The organism is Agromyces neolithicus, assembly GCF_039529735.1.
Lineage (GTDB): Bacteria > Actinomycetota > Actinomycetes > Actinomycetales > Microbacteriaceae > Agromyces > Agromyces neolithicus.
This window is the reverse complement of record NZ_BAAANJ010000008.1, coordinates 129,691-144,574: the sequence shown is the minus strand read 5'-3', so window position 1 is coordinate 144,574 and position 14,884 is coordinate 129,691. Positions and strand designations below refer to the sequence as shown.

The following is a 14,884-nucleotide window of genomic DNA, read 5'->3' as shown; positions in this document are numbered from 1 at the left end:
ATGCCCCGTACCGTCGTCACCGACCTCATCGTGTTGTCGGTGCTGTCGCTGCTCGGCATCGCCGGGTACGAGACGAGCTTCGGCGACCTCAACTTCTTGATCGCCGCGGTCGCGGGCATCGTCATCGGCACGCTCGTCGCGGTCGCCGGGTCGCTGCTGCGCCTCGGCGTGCTGACGACCGTGCTGCTCGGCCTCGCCGCCTACTTTCTGCTCGGAACGCCCTTCACGATGCCCGGGCTGGCGCTGTTCGGCGTGCTGCCGAGCCTTCCCTCGCTCACCGGACTCGCCCTGGGGGCGGTCTACGGCTGGGCCGACATCGTCACGATCGGCACGCCCGTCGAGGCGCCCTACTACATCGCCGCGGTGCCGTACTTCGCGGCCTGGCTCGTGTCGCTCGTCGGTGCCATGCTCGTCATCCGCTGGCTGCCGAAGCGCCGCACGGTGCTGCGGTCGAGCCTGCTGCTCATCGGCCCGGTGCTGCTCTACCTGTCGGGAATCCTGCTCGGCACCGACGAGGCCTACCTCGCCGGCGTGCGCGGGGTGGCGTTCGCGACCATCGCCCTCGTCTGGCTGGCCTGGCGTCGCGGCGCCGACGTCGAGGCGAGCGGCGACGGCGCCAGGCGCCTGCGTGCGCAGAAGCTGCGCGGTTCGGCGGTCGTCGTCGCCGGGGCCGTCGCGATCGGGGCGGTCGCCGGCCTCGCGATCGCCCCCGTCGCGCCCGAGCGATTCGTGCTGCGCGACGAGATCGTGCCGCCCTTCGACCCGCTCGAGTTTCCGAGCCCGCTCGCCGGGTTCCGCAACTACACGAAGGACCTCGCCGAGGAGCCGCTCTTCACCGCGACCGGGCTCGAGCCAGGTGACACCTTGCGGCTCGCCGCGATGGACTCGTACACCGGGCGGCTCTGGAATGTGGCCGGCCCCGGGTCGGCGGCCGCCGACGGCGGGTACGCGATCGTCGGCGAGACGCTGCCCGCGCCCGAGCTCGCGACCCTCGGCAGTTCGCGCGACGTCGAGATCTCGGTCGAGGCGTATGGCGACGTCTGGCTTCCGACCGTCGGGTACGGGTCCTCGCTGCGACTGCTCGACAGCGCGACCGCCGATCGTGGGGGCGACCTGCGCTACAACGCGGCGGCCGGCACGGCCGTGCTCACGAGCGGCATCGACGAGGGCGCCCGGTACCGCCTCGAGGCGCGCATCCAGCGGGAGCCCGACACCGAGCAGCTCATCGACACCCCGGTCGCGTCGCTCGACCTCACGCCCGTCGAGAACCTGCCCGACGTGGTCGCGGCGAAAGCCGACGAGTACGCGGGCGAGGCGACGAGCCCCATCGAGCAGCTGCGGGGCATCGAACGGGCGCTGAAGACCAACGGATTCCTCAGCCACGGCCTCGCCTCCGATTCGGTCGCCTCGCGGGCCGGGCACGGCGCCGACCGTCTCATCGAGCTGTTCACGCGCACCCAGATGGTCGGCGACGAAGAGCAGTACGCCGCTGCGATGGCGCTCATGGCCCGCCACCTCGGCTACCCGTCACGCGTGGTCATGGGCTTCGCGCCCGAGATCGCAGAGGGCGATGACGAGGTCGAGGTGCTCGGCGGCGACGTCACCGCGTGGGTCGAAGTGCCGTTCGAGGGCGTCGGATGGATCTCGTTCCGGCCGACCCCCGACCAGGTCGATGTGCCGCAGGAGCAGACGCCGAAGCCGAAGTCCGAGCCGCAGCCGCAGGTGCGCCAGCCCCCGCGCTCCGAACACGTCGAAGACGAGCTGCTCACGACCGTCGAGATCGACGAGACCGACGATGAAGACCGCGACCGGCCGTTCCAGATCCCCGGGTGGGTCTGGGTCACCGCGGCCGCGGTCGGCATCCCCGCCGCCATCGTGCTGCTGCCGCTGCTCTTCGTCGCCCTCGCGAAGCGGCGCCGGCGTGCCAAGCGACGCCGAGGACCCAACGACCGCGGCGCAGCCGGCGCGTGGGACGAGCTCGTCGACCGGTACGCCGAGCTCGGGTTCGAGCCGCCGGCGAAGGCGACCCGCCTGCAGACCGCCCACGAGCTCGATCGCCAGGTCGTCGAGCAGGGCGTCGCCGCCACGACCGAGAACGGCGTGCCCCTGCGACTCGCAACCCTTGCCGCGACGGTCGATCGCGACGTCTTCGACGGCGAGTCGGTGAGCGACGAGGCGGTCACCGAGCGGTGGACCGAAGCGGATGCCGCGGGCCACGCGGTCTCGGCCGCGGTCGGTCGCGTGCGCAGGTTCGTCGCCCGCTACCGCATCCGTTCACGGCGCTAGAGTGGTGGCGTGGTTGCGCCGGACTTCATCGTTCCTCCTCCTGGACTGATCCCGAACGCGCCCGAGCCCGCCGCAGCGCCGCCTCCGACGACGACCGAGCCCGAGCGCACGGTTCGCGCGCCCGGGCGCGCGCTGCCGACGTTCACGCCGGTGCCTTCAGGCCCGCCCGCGCCGCCGGCCGTCTCGCCCCGCGCTGAACGGGCCGAACCGGTCGAGCAGGCGCCGACGCAGGCGGCCCACGCGGCATCCGCTTCGCCCGGCCCATTCCGCCTGAGTGGACCGGGCGGATTCGAGGTGCTGCTCACGGTGCCCATCGTGGTCGGGCGCGACCCCGTGCCGTCCGGCGTACTGCACGCCGACGCCAGGCCCGTCTCGGTCGTCGACCCCGCCAGGTCCGTCTCGAAGACGCACGCCGTCATCGACGCCCGAACGGGCGTGGTGACGGTCATCGACCTGCACTCGACCAACGGTGTTCGAGTGCAGCCGCCCTCTGGCGAGCTCGTCGAGTTGGCGCCCGGTGCGCCGACCGAGGTGGCCGCGGGTTCCACCGTGTACCTCGGCGAGCTCGGGTTGCGCGTGGACCGGCTCTCGATCGACACGGTGTAACCTGAAGTGGTGCGCGCGCCACGACTCCTGCTTCGTCGCCGCGGCGGGGCTTCGTTCTGAGGCCTTCCCCGTCGCGGAGTCCATCGTCGGCTGAAACCGAGACCCTGAGGAAGACGAACGCATGAACGCACCCATCGACAGCGCTACCACCGCGCGGCCGCGCACGCTGGCCGAGAAGGTCTGGGAAGCCCATCTCGTGAAGAAGGGCGAAGGCGGCACACCCGACCTGATCTACATCGACCTGCACCTCGTGCACGAGGTGACGAGCCCGCAGGCCTTCGACGGGCTGCGCATGGCGGGCCGCCCGGTGCGCCGGCCCGACCTGACGATCGCGACCGAAGACCACAACACCCCGACGCTCGACATCGACAAGCCGATCGCCGACCTCACGAGCCGCACGCAGATCGAGACGCTTCGCCGCAACGCCGCCGAGTTCGGCATCCGCCTGCACTCGCTCGGCGACAAGGAGCAGGGCATCGTGCACGTCGTCGGCCCGCAGCTCGGCCTCACGCAGCCCGGCATCACGGTGGTGTGCGGCGACTCGCACACGTCGACCCATGGGGCGTTCGGCGCCATGGCGTTCGGCATCGGCACCAGTGAGGTCGAGCACGTGCTGGCCACGCAGACGCTGCCGTTGAAGGCGTTCAAGACCATGGCCGTCAACGTCGAGGGCACGCTGCGCCCGGGTGTCACGGCGAAAGACATCATCCTCGCGGTCATCGCGAAGATCGGCACCGGCGGCGGTCAGGGCTACGTGCTCGAGTACCGCGGCAGCGCCATCCGCGCCCTCTCGATGGACGGCCGCATGACGATCTGCAACATGTCGATCGAGGCGGGTGCGCGGGCCGGCATGGTCGCACCCGACGAGACCACCTACGAGTACCTGCGCGGCCGAGCGCACGCGCCCACGGGCGACGACTGGGACGACGCGGTCGCCTACTGGCAGACGCTCGCCACCGACGAGGGCGCCGAGTTCGACGCCGAGGTGTTCATCGACGCCGACACGCTCGAGCCGTTCGTGACGTGGGGCACCAACCCCGGTCAGGGCGTCTCGCTCTCCGACGCCGTGCCCGACCCGGCGACCATCGAAGACCAGCACGAGCGCGCCGCGGCCGAACGCGCCCTCGAGTACATGGACCTCGAGGCCGGCACCCCGCTGAAAGACATTCGGGTCGACGCCGTGTTCATGGGTTCGTGCACCAACAGCCGCATCGAAGACCTGCGCGCCTTCGCCTCGATCATCAAGGGCAAGCAGAAGGCCGAGGGCGTGCGCGTCATGGTGGTGCCCGGCTCGGCGCGTGTGCGCCTCGAGGCCGAGGCCGAAGGGCTCGACAAGGTGATCGAGGAGTTCGGCGCCGAGTGGCGCTTCGCGGGCTGCTCGATGTGCCTCGGCATGAACCCCGACCAGCTCGCACCGGGCGAACGGTGCGCCTCGACGAGCAACCGCAACTTCGAGGGGCGGCAGGGCAAGGGCGGGCGCACGCACCTCGTCTCGCCGCTCGTCGCGGCGGCCACCGCGATCCGCGGCACGCTCTCGAGTCCGTGGGACCTGGGTCTCGATTCGGGCCTGACGGCCCACTCGACCAACGAAGGCGAGGCACGCTGATGCAGAAGTTCTCCGTGGTCAGCGGCGGCGCACTGCCGCTGCGTCGATCGAACGTCGACACCGACCAGATCATCCCCGCGGTGTTCCTGAAACGGGTCACCAAGACCGGCTTCGACGATGCGCTCTTCCACGAGTGGCGCAAAGACCCCGAGTTCGTACTGAACCACCCCGAGTACCAGGGGGCGAAGATCCTCATCGCGGGCCCCGACTTCGGCACGGGCTCCAGCCGTGAGCACGCCGTGTGGGCGCTTCGAGACTACGGTTTCGACGTCGTGGTGAGTTCGCGGTTCGGCGACATCTTCCGCGGCAACTCGGGCAAGCAGGGGCTGCTCGCGGCGCAGGTCGCCTACGAAGACGTCGAACGGCTCTGGGAGGTCGTCGAAGCCGACCCGGGAATAGTCGTGACCGTCGACCTTGTTGCACGAACGGTGAGCGCAGGCGCGCTCACGGTCGCCTTCGACATCGACGACTACACTCGGTGGAGGCTTCTCGAGGGTCTGGACGACATCGGACTCACCCTTCGAGACGAAGAGGCCATCGCCGAGTTCGAGGCACATCGAGCGGCGTGGCGGCCGAAGACGCTCCCCATCCGGGAGCCGCAGAACCAGGGAGCCGAGTGAACACCCTCGTGAATGATGCGAAGCAGCACGGTTCGGCCGTCGGACTTCCGGTCGACCGCATCACCATCAACGGCGGCAAGCCGCTGCGTGGCCGCATCGAGCTGAAGGGCGCGAAGAACCTCGTCACGAAGGCGATGGTCGCCGCGATCCTCGGCGACACCCCGAGTGTGCTGAAAGACGTTCCGAACATCAGCGATGTGCGCATCGTGCGCGGCCTGCTCGAGGTGCACGGCGTGACCGTCACCGCAGGAGCCGAAGAGGGTGAGCTCATCCTCGACCCCTCGGCGGTCGAGACGGCGCACATGGCCGACATCGACGCGCACGCGGGCTCGAGCCGCATCCCGATCCTGTTCTGCGGTCCGCTGCTGCATCGGCTGGGCGAGGCGTTCATCCCCGACCTCGGCGGCTGCCGCATCGGCGACCGCCCCATCGACTACCACCTCGAGGTGCTGCGCAACTTCGGCGCCATCGTCGAGAAGCTCCCGAGCGGCATCCGCATGTCTGCGCCCACCGGCCTGCACGGCGCCAAGGTCTCGCTCCCGTATCCGAGCGTCGGCGCGACCGAGCAGGTGCTGCTCACGGCGGTGCTCGCCGACGGCATCACCGAACTCTCGGGCGCCGCGATCGAGCCCGAGATCATGGATCTCATCAACATCCTGCAGAAGATGGGCGCCATCATCACGGTCGACACCGACCGGGTCATCCGCATCGAGGGCGTCGACAAGCTCGACGGTTACACGCACCGCGCGCTCTTCGATCGCAACGAGGCCGCGAGCTGGGCGGCCGCGGCCCTCGCGACCGATGGCGACATCTTCGTCGGCGGCGCCCGCCAGGCCGAGATGCTCACCTTCCTCAACGTGTTCCGAAAGGTCGGCGGTGATTTCGAGATCGCCGAAGACGGCATCCGCTTCTTCCACCCGGGCGGCGAGCTGAAGCCGGTCATCATCGAGACCGACGTGCACCCGGGGTTCATGACCGACTGGCAGCAGCCGCTCGTGGTCGCGCTCACGAAGGCGCACGGCGTCTCGATCGTGCACGAGACGGTGTACGAGCAGCGGTTCGGGTTCGTCGACGCCCTCGTCGACATGGGTGCGTCGATCGACGTGCACAAGGAGTGCCTCGGGGCGGGCGCCTGCCGGTTCGGGCAGCGCAACTTCCAGCACTCCGCGGTCATCTCGGGGCCCGCGAAACTCACGGGCGCCGACATCGAGGTGCCCGACCTGCGCGGCGGTTTCAGCCACCTGATCGCGGCGCTCACCGCCGAGGGTCGCTCGACCGTCTCGAACGTCGGCATCATCGCGCGCGGGTACGAGAACTTCATCACGAAGCTCGAACTGCTCGGAGCCGACTTCGAGCTCGAAGCATAATAGGGGAGTGCCACACGACGACTCGTCTGCCGAACATCCTGCGAAGGCACGTTCGGAGACCCGCCGCCCCTCGTTCTTCTGGGTCCTGGCCGCACTGGTCCTGCCGATCTTCAACCTCGCGGTGCGCTTCCGCTTCCACCACCGCGAACGCATGCCGCAGACGGGTGCCTTCGTGCTCTCGCCGAACCACTACAGCGAGATCGACCCGGTCGTCATCGGTGCCGCGAGCTGGAAGCTCGGGCGTGCGCCCCGATTCCTCGCGAAGGCGTCGCTCTTCACGAACCCCGTGCTCGGCTGGCTGCTGCGCACCTCGGGGCAGATTCCGGTCGAGCGGGCGGGCAGCAAGAGCCACGCGGCGTTGCGCGCGGCCGAAGAGCTCGTCGAGAAGGGTCGCATGGTCGTCGTGTACCCCGAGGGCTCGCTCACGCGCGACCCCGACCTCTGGCCCATGCGCGGCAAGACCGGGGCGGTGCGCATCGCCCTCGAGCGCGACATCCCGATCGTTCCCGTCGCGCACTGGGGCACACAGGCGCTCATGCCGCGCTACGGCAAGAAGATCAGCCTGTTCCCGCGCAAGACGATCGACGTGATCATCGGCGAACCGCTCGACCTCAGCGCCTATCGTGGCAAGCCCCTCGATCAGTCGAGCCTGTTGAAAGCCACGGGCGAGCTCATGAACGCGATCGCCGCGCTGCTCGCCGAGGTGCGCGACGAAGAGGCGCCGCCCGAGCGCTGGGATCCCGCCGCCCACGGCCAGAAAGAGACGGGTCGCCTTGAAGACTAGGAGCCACACCCGAAAGGTCGCGGGCAAGCGCGTCGCCGTACTCGGCGCCGGCAGTTGGGGCACGACGTTCGCGAAGATCCTCGCCGACGGCGGCGCCGACGTCGTCATGTGGGCGCGCCGCCCCGAGGTCGCCCGCGAGATCCAAGAGGCCAAGCGCAACAGCGACTACCTGCCCGGCGTGAACCTGCCGTTGGGCGTGCGCGCCACGAGCCGGCTCGACCTCGCCCTCGCCGGCGCCGAGCAGGTGTACGTGTCGGTGCCGAGCCAGTCGCTGCGCGACAACCTCACGATGTTCGCGCCGCACCTGAACGCGAACGCCATCGTCATCTCGCTCATGAAGGGCGTCGAGAAGTCCAGCGGCAAGCGCATGAGCGAGGTCATCGCCGAGGTGCTGCCGATCGACGAGTCGCAGATCGCCGTCATCTCGGGCCCCAACCTCGCCCTCGAGATCGCGAAGGAGCAGCCGACCGCGGCGGTCGTCTCGTCGACGAGCCTCGAGACCGCCCAGGCGGTCGCCTCCATCGCCCGCAACCGCTACTTCCACTCGTTCGTGAACACCGACGTCATCGGCACCGAGTTCGGCGGCGTGCTCAAGAACCTCATCGCCGTCGCGATCGGCATCGTCGACGGTGCGGGCTACGGCGAGAACACGAAGGCGTCGATCATCACGCGCGGTCTCGTCGAGATGACTGACTTCGCGGTCGCCTTCGGTGCGCACCCCGAAACCCTCTCGGGCCTCGCCGGTCTCGGCGACCTCATCGCCACGAGCCAGTCGCCGCTCTCACGCAACAACACGGCGGGGCGGCTGCTCGGCCAGGGCTACCACCTCAATGACGTCGTGAACCAGATGCAGCAGACCACCGAAGGTCTCGCGTCGGTCGGGCCGATCCTCGAGCTCGCGCGGGCGAAGGGCGTCGAGATGCCCATCGTCGAACAGGTACGGCAGGTGCTCGCGGGCACGCTCGACCCGAAAGACATCGCGCCCCATCTCACGACCGACGACGAGCCCCAGGGCGAAAGGACCAAAGATGGACAAGCTGAGGGTGGTTCTGCTGTTCGGCGGGCGTTCAAGCGAGCATTCGATCAGCTGCGCCACGGCGGGCGGGGTGCTGGGGGCGATCGACCGTAGCCGCTTCGAGGTGATCCCGGTCGGCATCACCCGCGACGGCGCGTATGTGCTCGAGTCCGACGACCCGGCCCGGTTCGGGCTCGATCCCGCGCACCTGCCCGAGGTCGTCGACAACGGCACCCGCGTGCGCTGGCCCCAGAGCGCGTCGTCACGCGAGCTGACGGTGTCCGATGCCTCGGGCGAGCGGTCGCTCGGAGACGTCGATGTCGTGTTCCCGATCCTGCACGGGCGCTTCGGCGAAGACGGCACGATCCAGGGGCTGCTCGAACTCGTCGGGCTGCCGTACGTGGGCAACGGCGTGCTGGCCTCGTCGGTCGGCATGGACAAGCACTTCACGAAGACCGTGCTCGAGGGCGCCGGCATCGAGGTGGCGCCGTGGGTCACCCTGACGCGATCCGCGCTCGACGAGAACCCCGAGCTGTGGAAGCGCCGGGTGCACGGCCTCGGCCTGCCGGTGTTCGTCAAGCCGGCTCGCGCCGGCTCGTCGGTGGGCGTGACCAAGGTGACCGACTGGTCGGCGCTTCACGGTGCACTCGACCTGGCCTTCGCCGAAGACCGGGCGGTGCTCGTCGAAGCGGCCGTCGTCGGACGCGAGATCGAGTGCGGCGTGCTCGAGGGGCCGGCTGGCGAGGGCGTGCGCGTGAGTGTCGCCGGCGAGGTGGTCGTGACCGGTCGCGACTTCTACGACTTCGATGCGAAGTACCTCGATGCCGCGGGCGTCGAACTCATCTGCCCGGCAGATCTCGGCGACGGCGAGCTCTTCGAGTTGCAGCGCATCGCCCGTCGCGCGTTCGAGGCGGTCGGCGGGCAGGGGCTCGCCCGTGTCGACGTGTTCCTCACGGGCGAGGGCTTCGTCGTGAACGAGATCAACACGATGCCGGGATTCACCCCCATCTCGATGTTCCCCACCTGCTGGCTGAACTCGGGGCTGAGCTACGCCGACCTCATCACCGAGCTCATCGAGGTCGGGTACGCGGCGGGAGCCCGCTGACCCCAGCGTCCCTCACCCGCCTCAGGTTCGTTCCAGGGGTGCTTTTCTGCCACTTTCGCGGCCGAAACACGGTGCGACTGGCGCGAAAGCACCCCCGGAACCGCCTATGCCGATGCACGTTCGACGGCCGGGCCGTTGGGACGGGATCAGCCGACGGGTCGGGGCGGGGATCGGCCGACAGGGGTGAACCGTCAGCCGATGGCGTCTTCGATCGATGTGCCGGTGGTCGTGCACTCGCCGGTGGCGGGAATCACCGCGACGGCGGGCGAGAGCTCGGCGATCACGGTCGTTCCCGAGACCACGTCGTTGTCGACGAGCACTTCGACGGCAGGTGTCCTGCCGTAGGTGGTGAAGCGGTACCGCGGCTCATCGGACTCGTCGATGACCCAGTCGACGCCGTCGACGCTCACGCAGCGGTCGGTGGTCGGCCCCGGCGCCTCGACGCCGCACCGCAGCAGCACCGAGGCAGGCGACCCCCACGCCCCGGTCGCCTGCGCGTTCGTCTCGCGTTCGGCCTGTTCGGCCGAGGTGCCGCTCGCGAGCACGTCGGGCAGCCGCACCGTGACGGCGGCGCAGTCGGGACTGCTCGCGTCGACAGCGGCATCCATGGGCACCGCAGGGCTGCAGCCCGCGGTCGCGAGCGCGACGCCGAGGGCGATGAGGGCGGTGGCGAACCACCGGCGGGCGGCGGGCGCGACTGCGTGTTCCATCACCCTCAGCGTATCCGGCATTGGCATACGCTGAGCTGGTGTCCGACTCGATGAGCGCCGCATCCGACCCGATGGGCGCCGCCTCCGCCGAACCGTCGACCGTCGCCGAGCTCGGCGAGTCGGCGACGCTCGCGCGCATCCTGCCGCGCCTCACCCCGGGCGACGCGGCGCTGCTCGGGGTCGGTGACGACGCCGCGGTCGTGCGCGCTCCCGACGGTCGCTTCGTCGTCACGACCGACATGATGGTGCACGGCCCCGACTTCCGGCTCGCGTGGTCGACGCCGTTCGAGCTCGGCTGGAAGGCCGCGGCGACGAACCTCACCGACGTCGCCGCGATGGGTGCACGCCCGACGGCGCTCGTCGTCGCCATCGCCGCGCCGCCCACGACTCCCGTCTCGCTGCTCGAGGGCATCGCCGACGGCCTGCGCGAGGGGCTCGCCCGGCTCGCACCCGGTGCCGGCGTCGTCGGCGGCGACCTCTCCGCGTCATCGGTGCTCACGATCGCGGTGACCGCGTTCGGAGACCTCGACGGCCGCGCCCCGATCCTGCGGTCGGGCGCGCGGGTCGGCGATGTGGTCGCGCACGCCGGCGTGCGCGGCGACGCGGCGCGCGGGCTCCGCCTGCTGTTCGCCGAGGGCACGGATGCCTCGGGCGAGCCCGATCGCGAGCTGGCCGCGGCCCTTCGTGCGCGGCATCCCGAGCTCATCGCGGCACAGCTCGCACCGAGCCCGCCCGTATCGGCGGGCGTGGCAGCGGCACTCGCCGGCGCGACCGCGATGCTCGACGTGTCCGACGGGCTCGCCCGCGACGCACGCCGGCTCGCCGAGGCGAGCGGTGTCGGCCTCGACTTCGACGCGGCCACGCTCGGCGCCGACGTTCGGCTCGCGCTGGCCGGCGCTGAAGACCACGGCCTGCTCGCCACGTTCCCGCCGCACGCGGCACTGCCGGCCGAGTTCGACGCCATCGGCCGGGTCGTCGAGGGCACGGGCGAGCTCTTCGTCGACGCAGCTCCCGTGGCTGCCGAGGGCTGGGATCCCTACGCCGGCTGGGACGGCCGCGCCGGCTGATCGGGCGCCTCGGCGGTCTCGTCATCGAGCGCCGCGTCGTCGGCAGGGCCGTCGACCAGGTCGGCGGTCGCCCACCAGAGCGTGGTCTCGCCGTAGTCGCGACGGCGGTCGAGTGAGATTCCGGCGGGCCATTCGGGTTCGGCGGAACGCGAGCCGCGTTCGACCACGACGACGGCGTCGTCGGCGAGCAGCGGAGCGAGCAGCCTGAGGTCGTGTGCGAGGGCGGCCTCGGGGAGGTCATACGGCGGGTCGATGAACACCAGGCCGAATGGGCCGCGGGCGCTTTCGAGATACGCGGCGACGACCTTCTGCGCGACGCTCACCCGCACGGCGTGGCCGCGAGCACGTCGTTTCAGGGCGTCGGCGTTGCGGCGGCAGACGTCGGCGGCGGGTTTGGCCCGCTCGACGAGCACGGCCTCGGCGGCGCCGCGGCTCACTGCCTCGAGGCCGAGGGCGCCCGAACCGGCGTACAGGTCGAGCACCGCCGCGCCGTCGATGGCGTCGCGCGACTCGAGCGCCGAGAAGATCGCCTCGCGCACCCGGTCGCTCGTCGGACGGGTGCCCGAGCGGGGCACCTGCAGAATGAGGGATCCGGCGAAACCGGCGATGATGCGCGTCATGCTCCCGGAAGCATAACTGCGGGGTCGCGCCGCTGCCATGATGGAAGCGTGCCTGCCCTGACTGATGAAGCCACCGGCTCGACCGACGCCCCGCCCGCCGAACCGTCCAAGCATCGGGGGAGTGAGCAGCTGCTGCTCGACCGCCTCTGGGATTTCGGCGATCCGAAGGCGAGCGAGCAACGGTTCCGTGCGGCCGCCGCAGACGCGGCGTACAGCCCGCACCTGCGCGCCGTGATGTCGACCCAGCTCGCCCGCGCCCTCGGCATCCAGCGACGCACCGACGAAGCCCTCGCGGTGCTCGACGCCGTCGCGGCGATCGCGTCGACGCCAGGCGACCCCGAGTCGTTCGCCGCCGAGTTGCGGGCACGCGTGTCGATCGAACGAGGCCGCATCGCGGCATCCGATCGCCGACCCGACGCGGTACCCGAACTGACCCGCGGCGTACGCGAAGCGGCGCTCGCGGGGTCGACGTTCCTCGTGCTCGACGCGCTGCACATGCTCGCGCTCAACGACGCCGGGCACGAAGAGGAGTGGGCCGCCGAGGGCTTCGACGTGCTCGACGGCTCGCGTGACCCCCGGGTGCTGCGCTGGGGCGTGGCGCTGCACAACAATCTCGGCTGGACCCTGCACGACTCGGGGCGGCTCACCGGCGCGCTCATGCAGTTCGAGCAGGCGGTCGAGGCCGCCGACGCCTACGGCACCGCCGAGCAGCGCCACGTCGCGCGATGGTCGGTGGCACGGTGCCTGCGCAGCCTCGGCCGCACCGACGAGGCCCTGGCGATGCAGCGCGAGCTCGCCGTCGCCCGGCCCGACGACCGGTACGTGCAGGCCGAGATCGCGGCGTTGACGGCGGCGGAGCCTACGATCGAGGAATGACGGCGCGAGAGGCGGATGCCCCGGGCGAGGCGGTCCCGGGCAGCTACACGCTCGACACGAAGCTGTCGGGCGCGCTCGGCGGGCGCACCGCTCAGGCGCTCGAGCGAGCCTTCGGTCATCGCACGGTAGGCGACCTGCTCGCGCACTATCCGCGCAGGTACGCGTTGCGCGGCGAGCTCACGGCGCTCGCGAGCCTCCCGCTCGACGAGAACGTCACGATCGTGGCCGAGGTGCTCGAGGTGCGGGTGCGCGACATGCGCCAGCGCCGCGGCTCGATCGTCGAGGCGAAGATCTCCGACGGCACCGGCATCCTCACGCTGACCTTCTTCAACCAGAGGTGGCGTGAGCACGACCTGCGCCCGGGGCGACGCGGCATCTTCGCGGGCAAGGTCGGCGACTACAAGGGCGCGCGCCAATTGGCCCACCCCGACTACGAGCTCTTCGACGAGTCGATCGAGCTCGGCGCGAACGACGCCGCCACCCGACGCTGGGTCGAGGCGCCGATCCCGATCTACCCGGCGACCTCGACGCTCGCGAGCTGGCAGATCGCGAAGTCGATCGCGTTCCTCCTCGACGGCCTCGGCACGGTCGACGACCCCATTCCGATCGAGGTGCGGGCCGCTCGGGGGCTGCACGGGCAGCGTGAGGCGCTCGAGGCGGTGCACCGCCCCGAACGCGAGGCCGACTGGAAGGCGGCTCGGCGCACGCTGCGGTTCACCGAGGCGTTCGTGCTGCAGACCGCGCTGCTCGAGCGTCGCGCCGAACTGCGCGCCCACCACGCGGTCGCCCGCGAGGCTCGACCGGGCGGTCTGCTCGAACGCTTCGACGCGGCGTTGCCGTTCACGCTCACCGACGACCAGGTCGACGTCGGCGCCCAGATCTCCGACGACCTCGGGCAGCCCGTGCCGATGAATCGCCTCGTGCAGGGCGAGGTCGGCTCGGGCAAGACCGTCGTCGCGCTGCGCGCCATGCTCGCGGTCGCCGACTCCGGCGGCCAGTCGGCGCTGCTCGCGCCGACCGAGGTGCTCGCAGCCCAGCACCTGCGCTCGATCGCCCGCATGCTCGGTCCAGAGCTCTCGGTCGAGCTCATGCCCACGCTCCTCACGGGGCAACTGCCGGCGGCCGAGCGCAAGAAGGCGCTGCTGCGGGCGGCCGCCGGCCAGTCCCGCATCGTCGTCGGCACGCACGCCCTCATCGGCGACCAGGTCTCGTTCGCCGACCTCGGCCTCGTGGTCGTCGACGAGCAGCACCGATTCGGGGTCGAACAGCGTGAGGCGCTGCGCCTGAAGGGCGCCGAGCCGCCGCACGTGCTCGTGCTCACGGCCACCCCGATCCCGCGCACCGTCGCCATGACGGTGTTCGGCGACCTCGACATCTCGACGATCCGCGAGCTTCCTGCAGGCCGTGCCGGAATCGAGTCGCACGTCGTGCCGCTCGCCGAGAAGCCGGGTTGGCGGCCCCGCGTCTGGGAACGGCTCGCCGAAGAGCTCGCCTTGGGGCGGCAGGGGTTCGTCGTGTGCCCCGCCATCGAGCCGAAGGTCGTCGAAGACGACGGCGAGACCGATGCCCCTTCCGATGTGGCGGGGCCCGCGACATCCGTGGCCTCGGTGCTCTCCGAACTCGCGGCGCACCCGCGCTTCGCCGACGCTCGCGTGGCGCCGCTGCACGGCCGCATGAGCGCCGACGAGAAAGACGCCACGATGCGCGCCTTCGCCGCCGGCGACCTCGACGTGCTCGTCGCCACGACCGTCATCGAGGTCGGCGTCGACGTGCCCAACGCGAGCGTCATGGTCGTCGTCGACGCCGAGCGGTTCGGCGTCTCGCAACTGCACCAGCTGCGAGGCCGCATCGGCCGGGGCAGCGTGCCGGGGCTGTGCCTGCTCGTCACCAACTCGGTGCCGGGCTCCCTCGCCCGGCAGCGGGTCGATGCGGTGGCGGCGACGCTCGACGGCTTCGATCTCGCGCAGGTCGACCTCGAACTGCGTCAAGAGGGTGACGTGCTCGGGGCCGACCAGTCGGGCGGTCGTTCATCGCTGAAGCTGCTGCGGGTCGCTCGAGACGGCGACGTCATCGCCGACGCCCGCGAAGTCGCCGAGACGATCCTCGCCGGCGACCCGGGGCTCGCGGCGCATCCGGCGCTGGCCGCGGCGGTGCGACGGCGCCTCGATGACGAAGCCAGCGGCTACCTGAGCAAGGGCTGAGACTCTCGCCGGGTGCTCAAA

13 protein-coding genes are annotated in these 14,884 nt (G+C 70.9%); 11 read left to right on the top strand and 2 right to left on the bottom strand.

All coding sequences use genetic code 11. The features are described from left to right. The 8 genes from ABD164_RS12265 to ABD164_RS12230 all read left to right on the top strand — a co-directional run bounded on the left by ABD164_RS12265 (position 1) and on the right by ABD164_RS12230 (position 9,389). Positions 1-2,286, top strand: a complete 2,286-nt coding sequence (locus ABD164_RS12265; RefSeq protein WP_344296523.1) for a transglutaminase TgpA family protein — start codon at positions 1-3, stop codon at positions 2,284-2,286. Positions 2,287-2,295: 9 nt separating this feature from the next. Further along, positions 2,296-2,892 carry an FHA domain-containing protein gene (locus tag ABD164_RS12260; protein ID WP_344296500.1) on the top strand — a complete coding sequence of 199 codons (597 nt, stop codon included), beginning with the start codon at positions 2,296-2,298 and terminating at the stop codon, positions 2,890-2,892. A 121-nt stretch (positions 2,893-3,013) separates the two neighbouring features. Continuing rightward, positions 3,014-4,498 carry a 3-isopropylmalate dehydratase large subunit gene (gene leuC, locus ABD164_RS12255; protein WP_344296498.1) on the top strand — a complete coding sequence of 495 codons (1,485 nt, stop codon included), beginning with the start codon at positions 3,014-3,016 and terminating at the stop codon, positions 4,496-4,498. Further along, entirely contained in the window at positions 4,498-5,118 is a 621-nt protein-coding gene (leuD, locus tag ABD164_RS12250; RefSeq protein WP_344296497.1) for a 3-isopropylmalate dehydratase small subunit, read from the top strand. Before leuC ends, leuD begins: the two co-directional genes overlap by 1 nt. Beyond that, positions 5,115-6,485, top strand: a complete 1,371-nt coding sequence (gene murA, locus ABD164_RS12245) for a UDP-N-acetylglucosamine 1-carboxyvinyltransferase (protein ID WP_344296496.1) — start codon at positions 5,115-5,117, stop codon at positions 6,483-6,485. The genes leuD and murA overlap by 4 nt, the downstream gene beginning before the upstream one ends. Positions 6,486-6,492: 7 nt before the next feature. Next, a complete protein-coding gene (locus ABD164_RS12240; protein WP_344296494.1) occupies positions 6,493-7,269 on the top strand; it encodes a lysophospholipid acyltransferase family protein in 777 nt (258 codons plus the stop codon). Beyond that, complete coding sequence (locus tag ABD164_RS12235) at positions 7,259-8,398, top strand: NAD(P)H-dependent glycerol-3-phosphate dehydrogenase (RefSeq protein WP_344296492.1); 1,140 nt, start codon at positions 7,259-7,261, stop codon at positions 8,396-8,398. The genes ABD164_RS12240 and ABD164_RS12235 overlap by 11 nt, the downstream gene beginning before the upstream one ends. Next, complete coding sequence (locus ABD164_RS12230) at positions 8,298-9,389, top strand: D-alanine--D-alanine ligase family protein (protein ID WP_344296490.1); 1,092 nt, start codon at positions 8,298-8,300, stop codon at positions 9,387-9,389. The genes ABD164_RS12235 and ABD164_RS12230 overlap by 101 nt, the downstream gene beginning before the upstream one ends. A gap of 191 nt (positions 9,390-9,580) precedes the next feature. Here ABD164_RS12230 and ABD164_RS12225 read toward each other — a convergent pair whose 3' ends face one another. Next, positions 9,581-10,099 carry a DUF3515 domain-containing protein gene (locus ABD164_RS12225; RefSeq protein ID WP_344296487.1) on the bottom strand — a complete coding sequence of 173 codons (519 nt, stop codon included), beginning with the start codon at positions 10,097-10,099 and terminating at the stop codon, positions 9,581-9,583. Between the two features lie 71 nt (positions 10,100-10,170). On the opposite strand from ABD164_RS12225, the gene thiL reads away from it, so the two are divergent. Beyond that, complete coding sequence (thiL, locus tag ABD164_RS12220) at positions 10,171-11,166, top strand: thiamine-phosphate kinase (protein WP_344296521.1); 996 nt, start codon at positions 10,171-10,173, stop codon at positions 11,164-11,166. On the opposite strand, the gene rsmD is transcribed toward thiL, so the two are convergent. Next, complete coding sequence (rsmD, locus tag ABD164_RS12215) at positions 11,136-11,786, bottom strand: 16S rRNA (guanine(966)-N(2))-methyltransferase RsmD (protein WP_344296486.1); 651 nt, start codon at positions 11,784-11,786, stop codon at positions 11,136-11,138. The two genes, thiL and rsmD, sit on opposite strands and share 31 nt — an antisense overlap. A 48-nt stretch (positions 11,787-11,834) precedes the next feature. On the opposite strand from rsmD, the gene ABD164_RS12210 reads away from it, so the two are divergent. Both ABD164_RS12210 and ABD164_RS12205 read left to right on the top strand, forming a co-directional pair. Continuing rightward, positions 11,835-12,662, top strand: coding sequence for a tetratricopeptide repeat protein (locus ABD164_RS12210; protein ID WP_344296484.1), 828 nt, complete (start codon positions 11,835-11,837; stop codon positions 12,660-12,662). Continuing rightward, a complete protein-coding gene (locus ABD164_RS12205) occupies positions 12,659-14,863 on the top strand; it encodes an ATP-dependent DNA helicase RecG (RefSeq protein WP_344296482.1) in 2,205 nt (734 codons plus the stop codon). The genes ABD164_RS12210 and ABD164_RS12205 overlap by 4 nt, the downstream gene beginning before the upstream one ends. Positions 14,864-14,884: the final 21 nt, after the last annotated feature.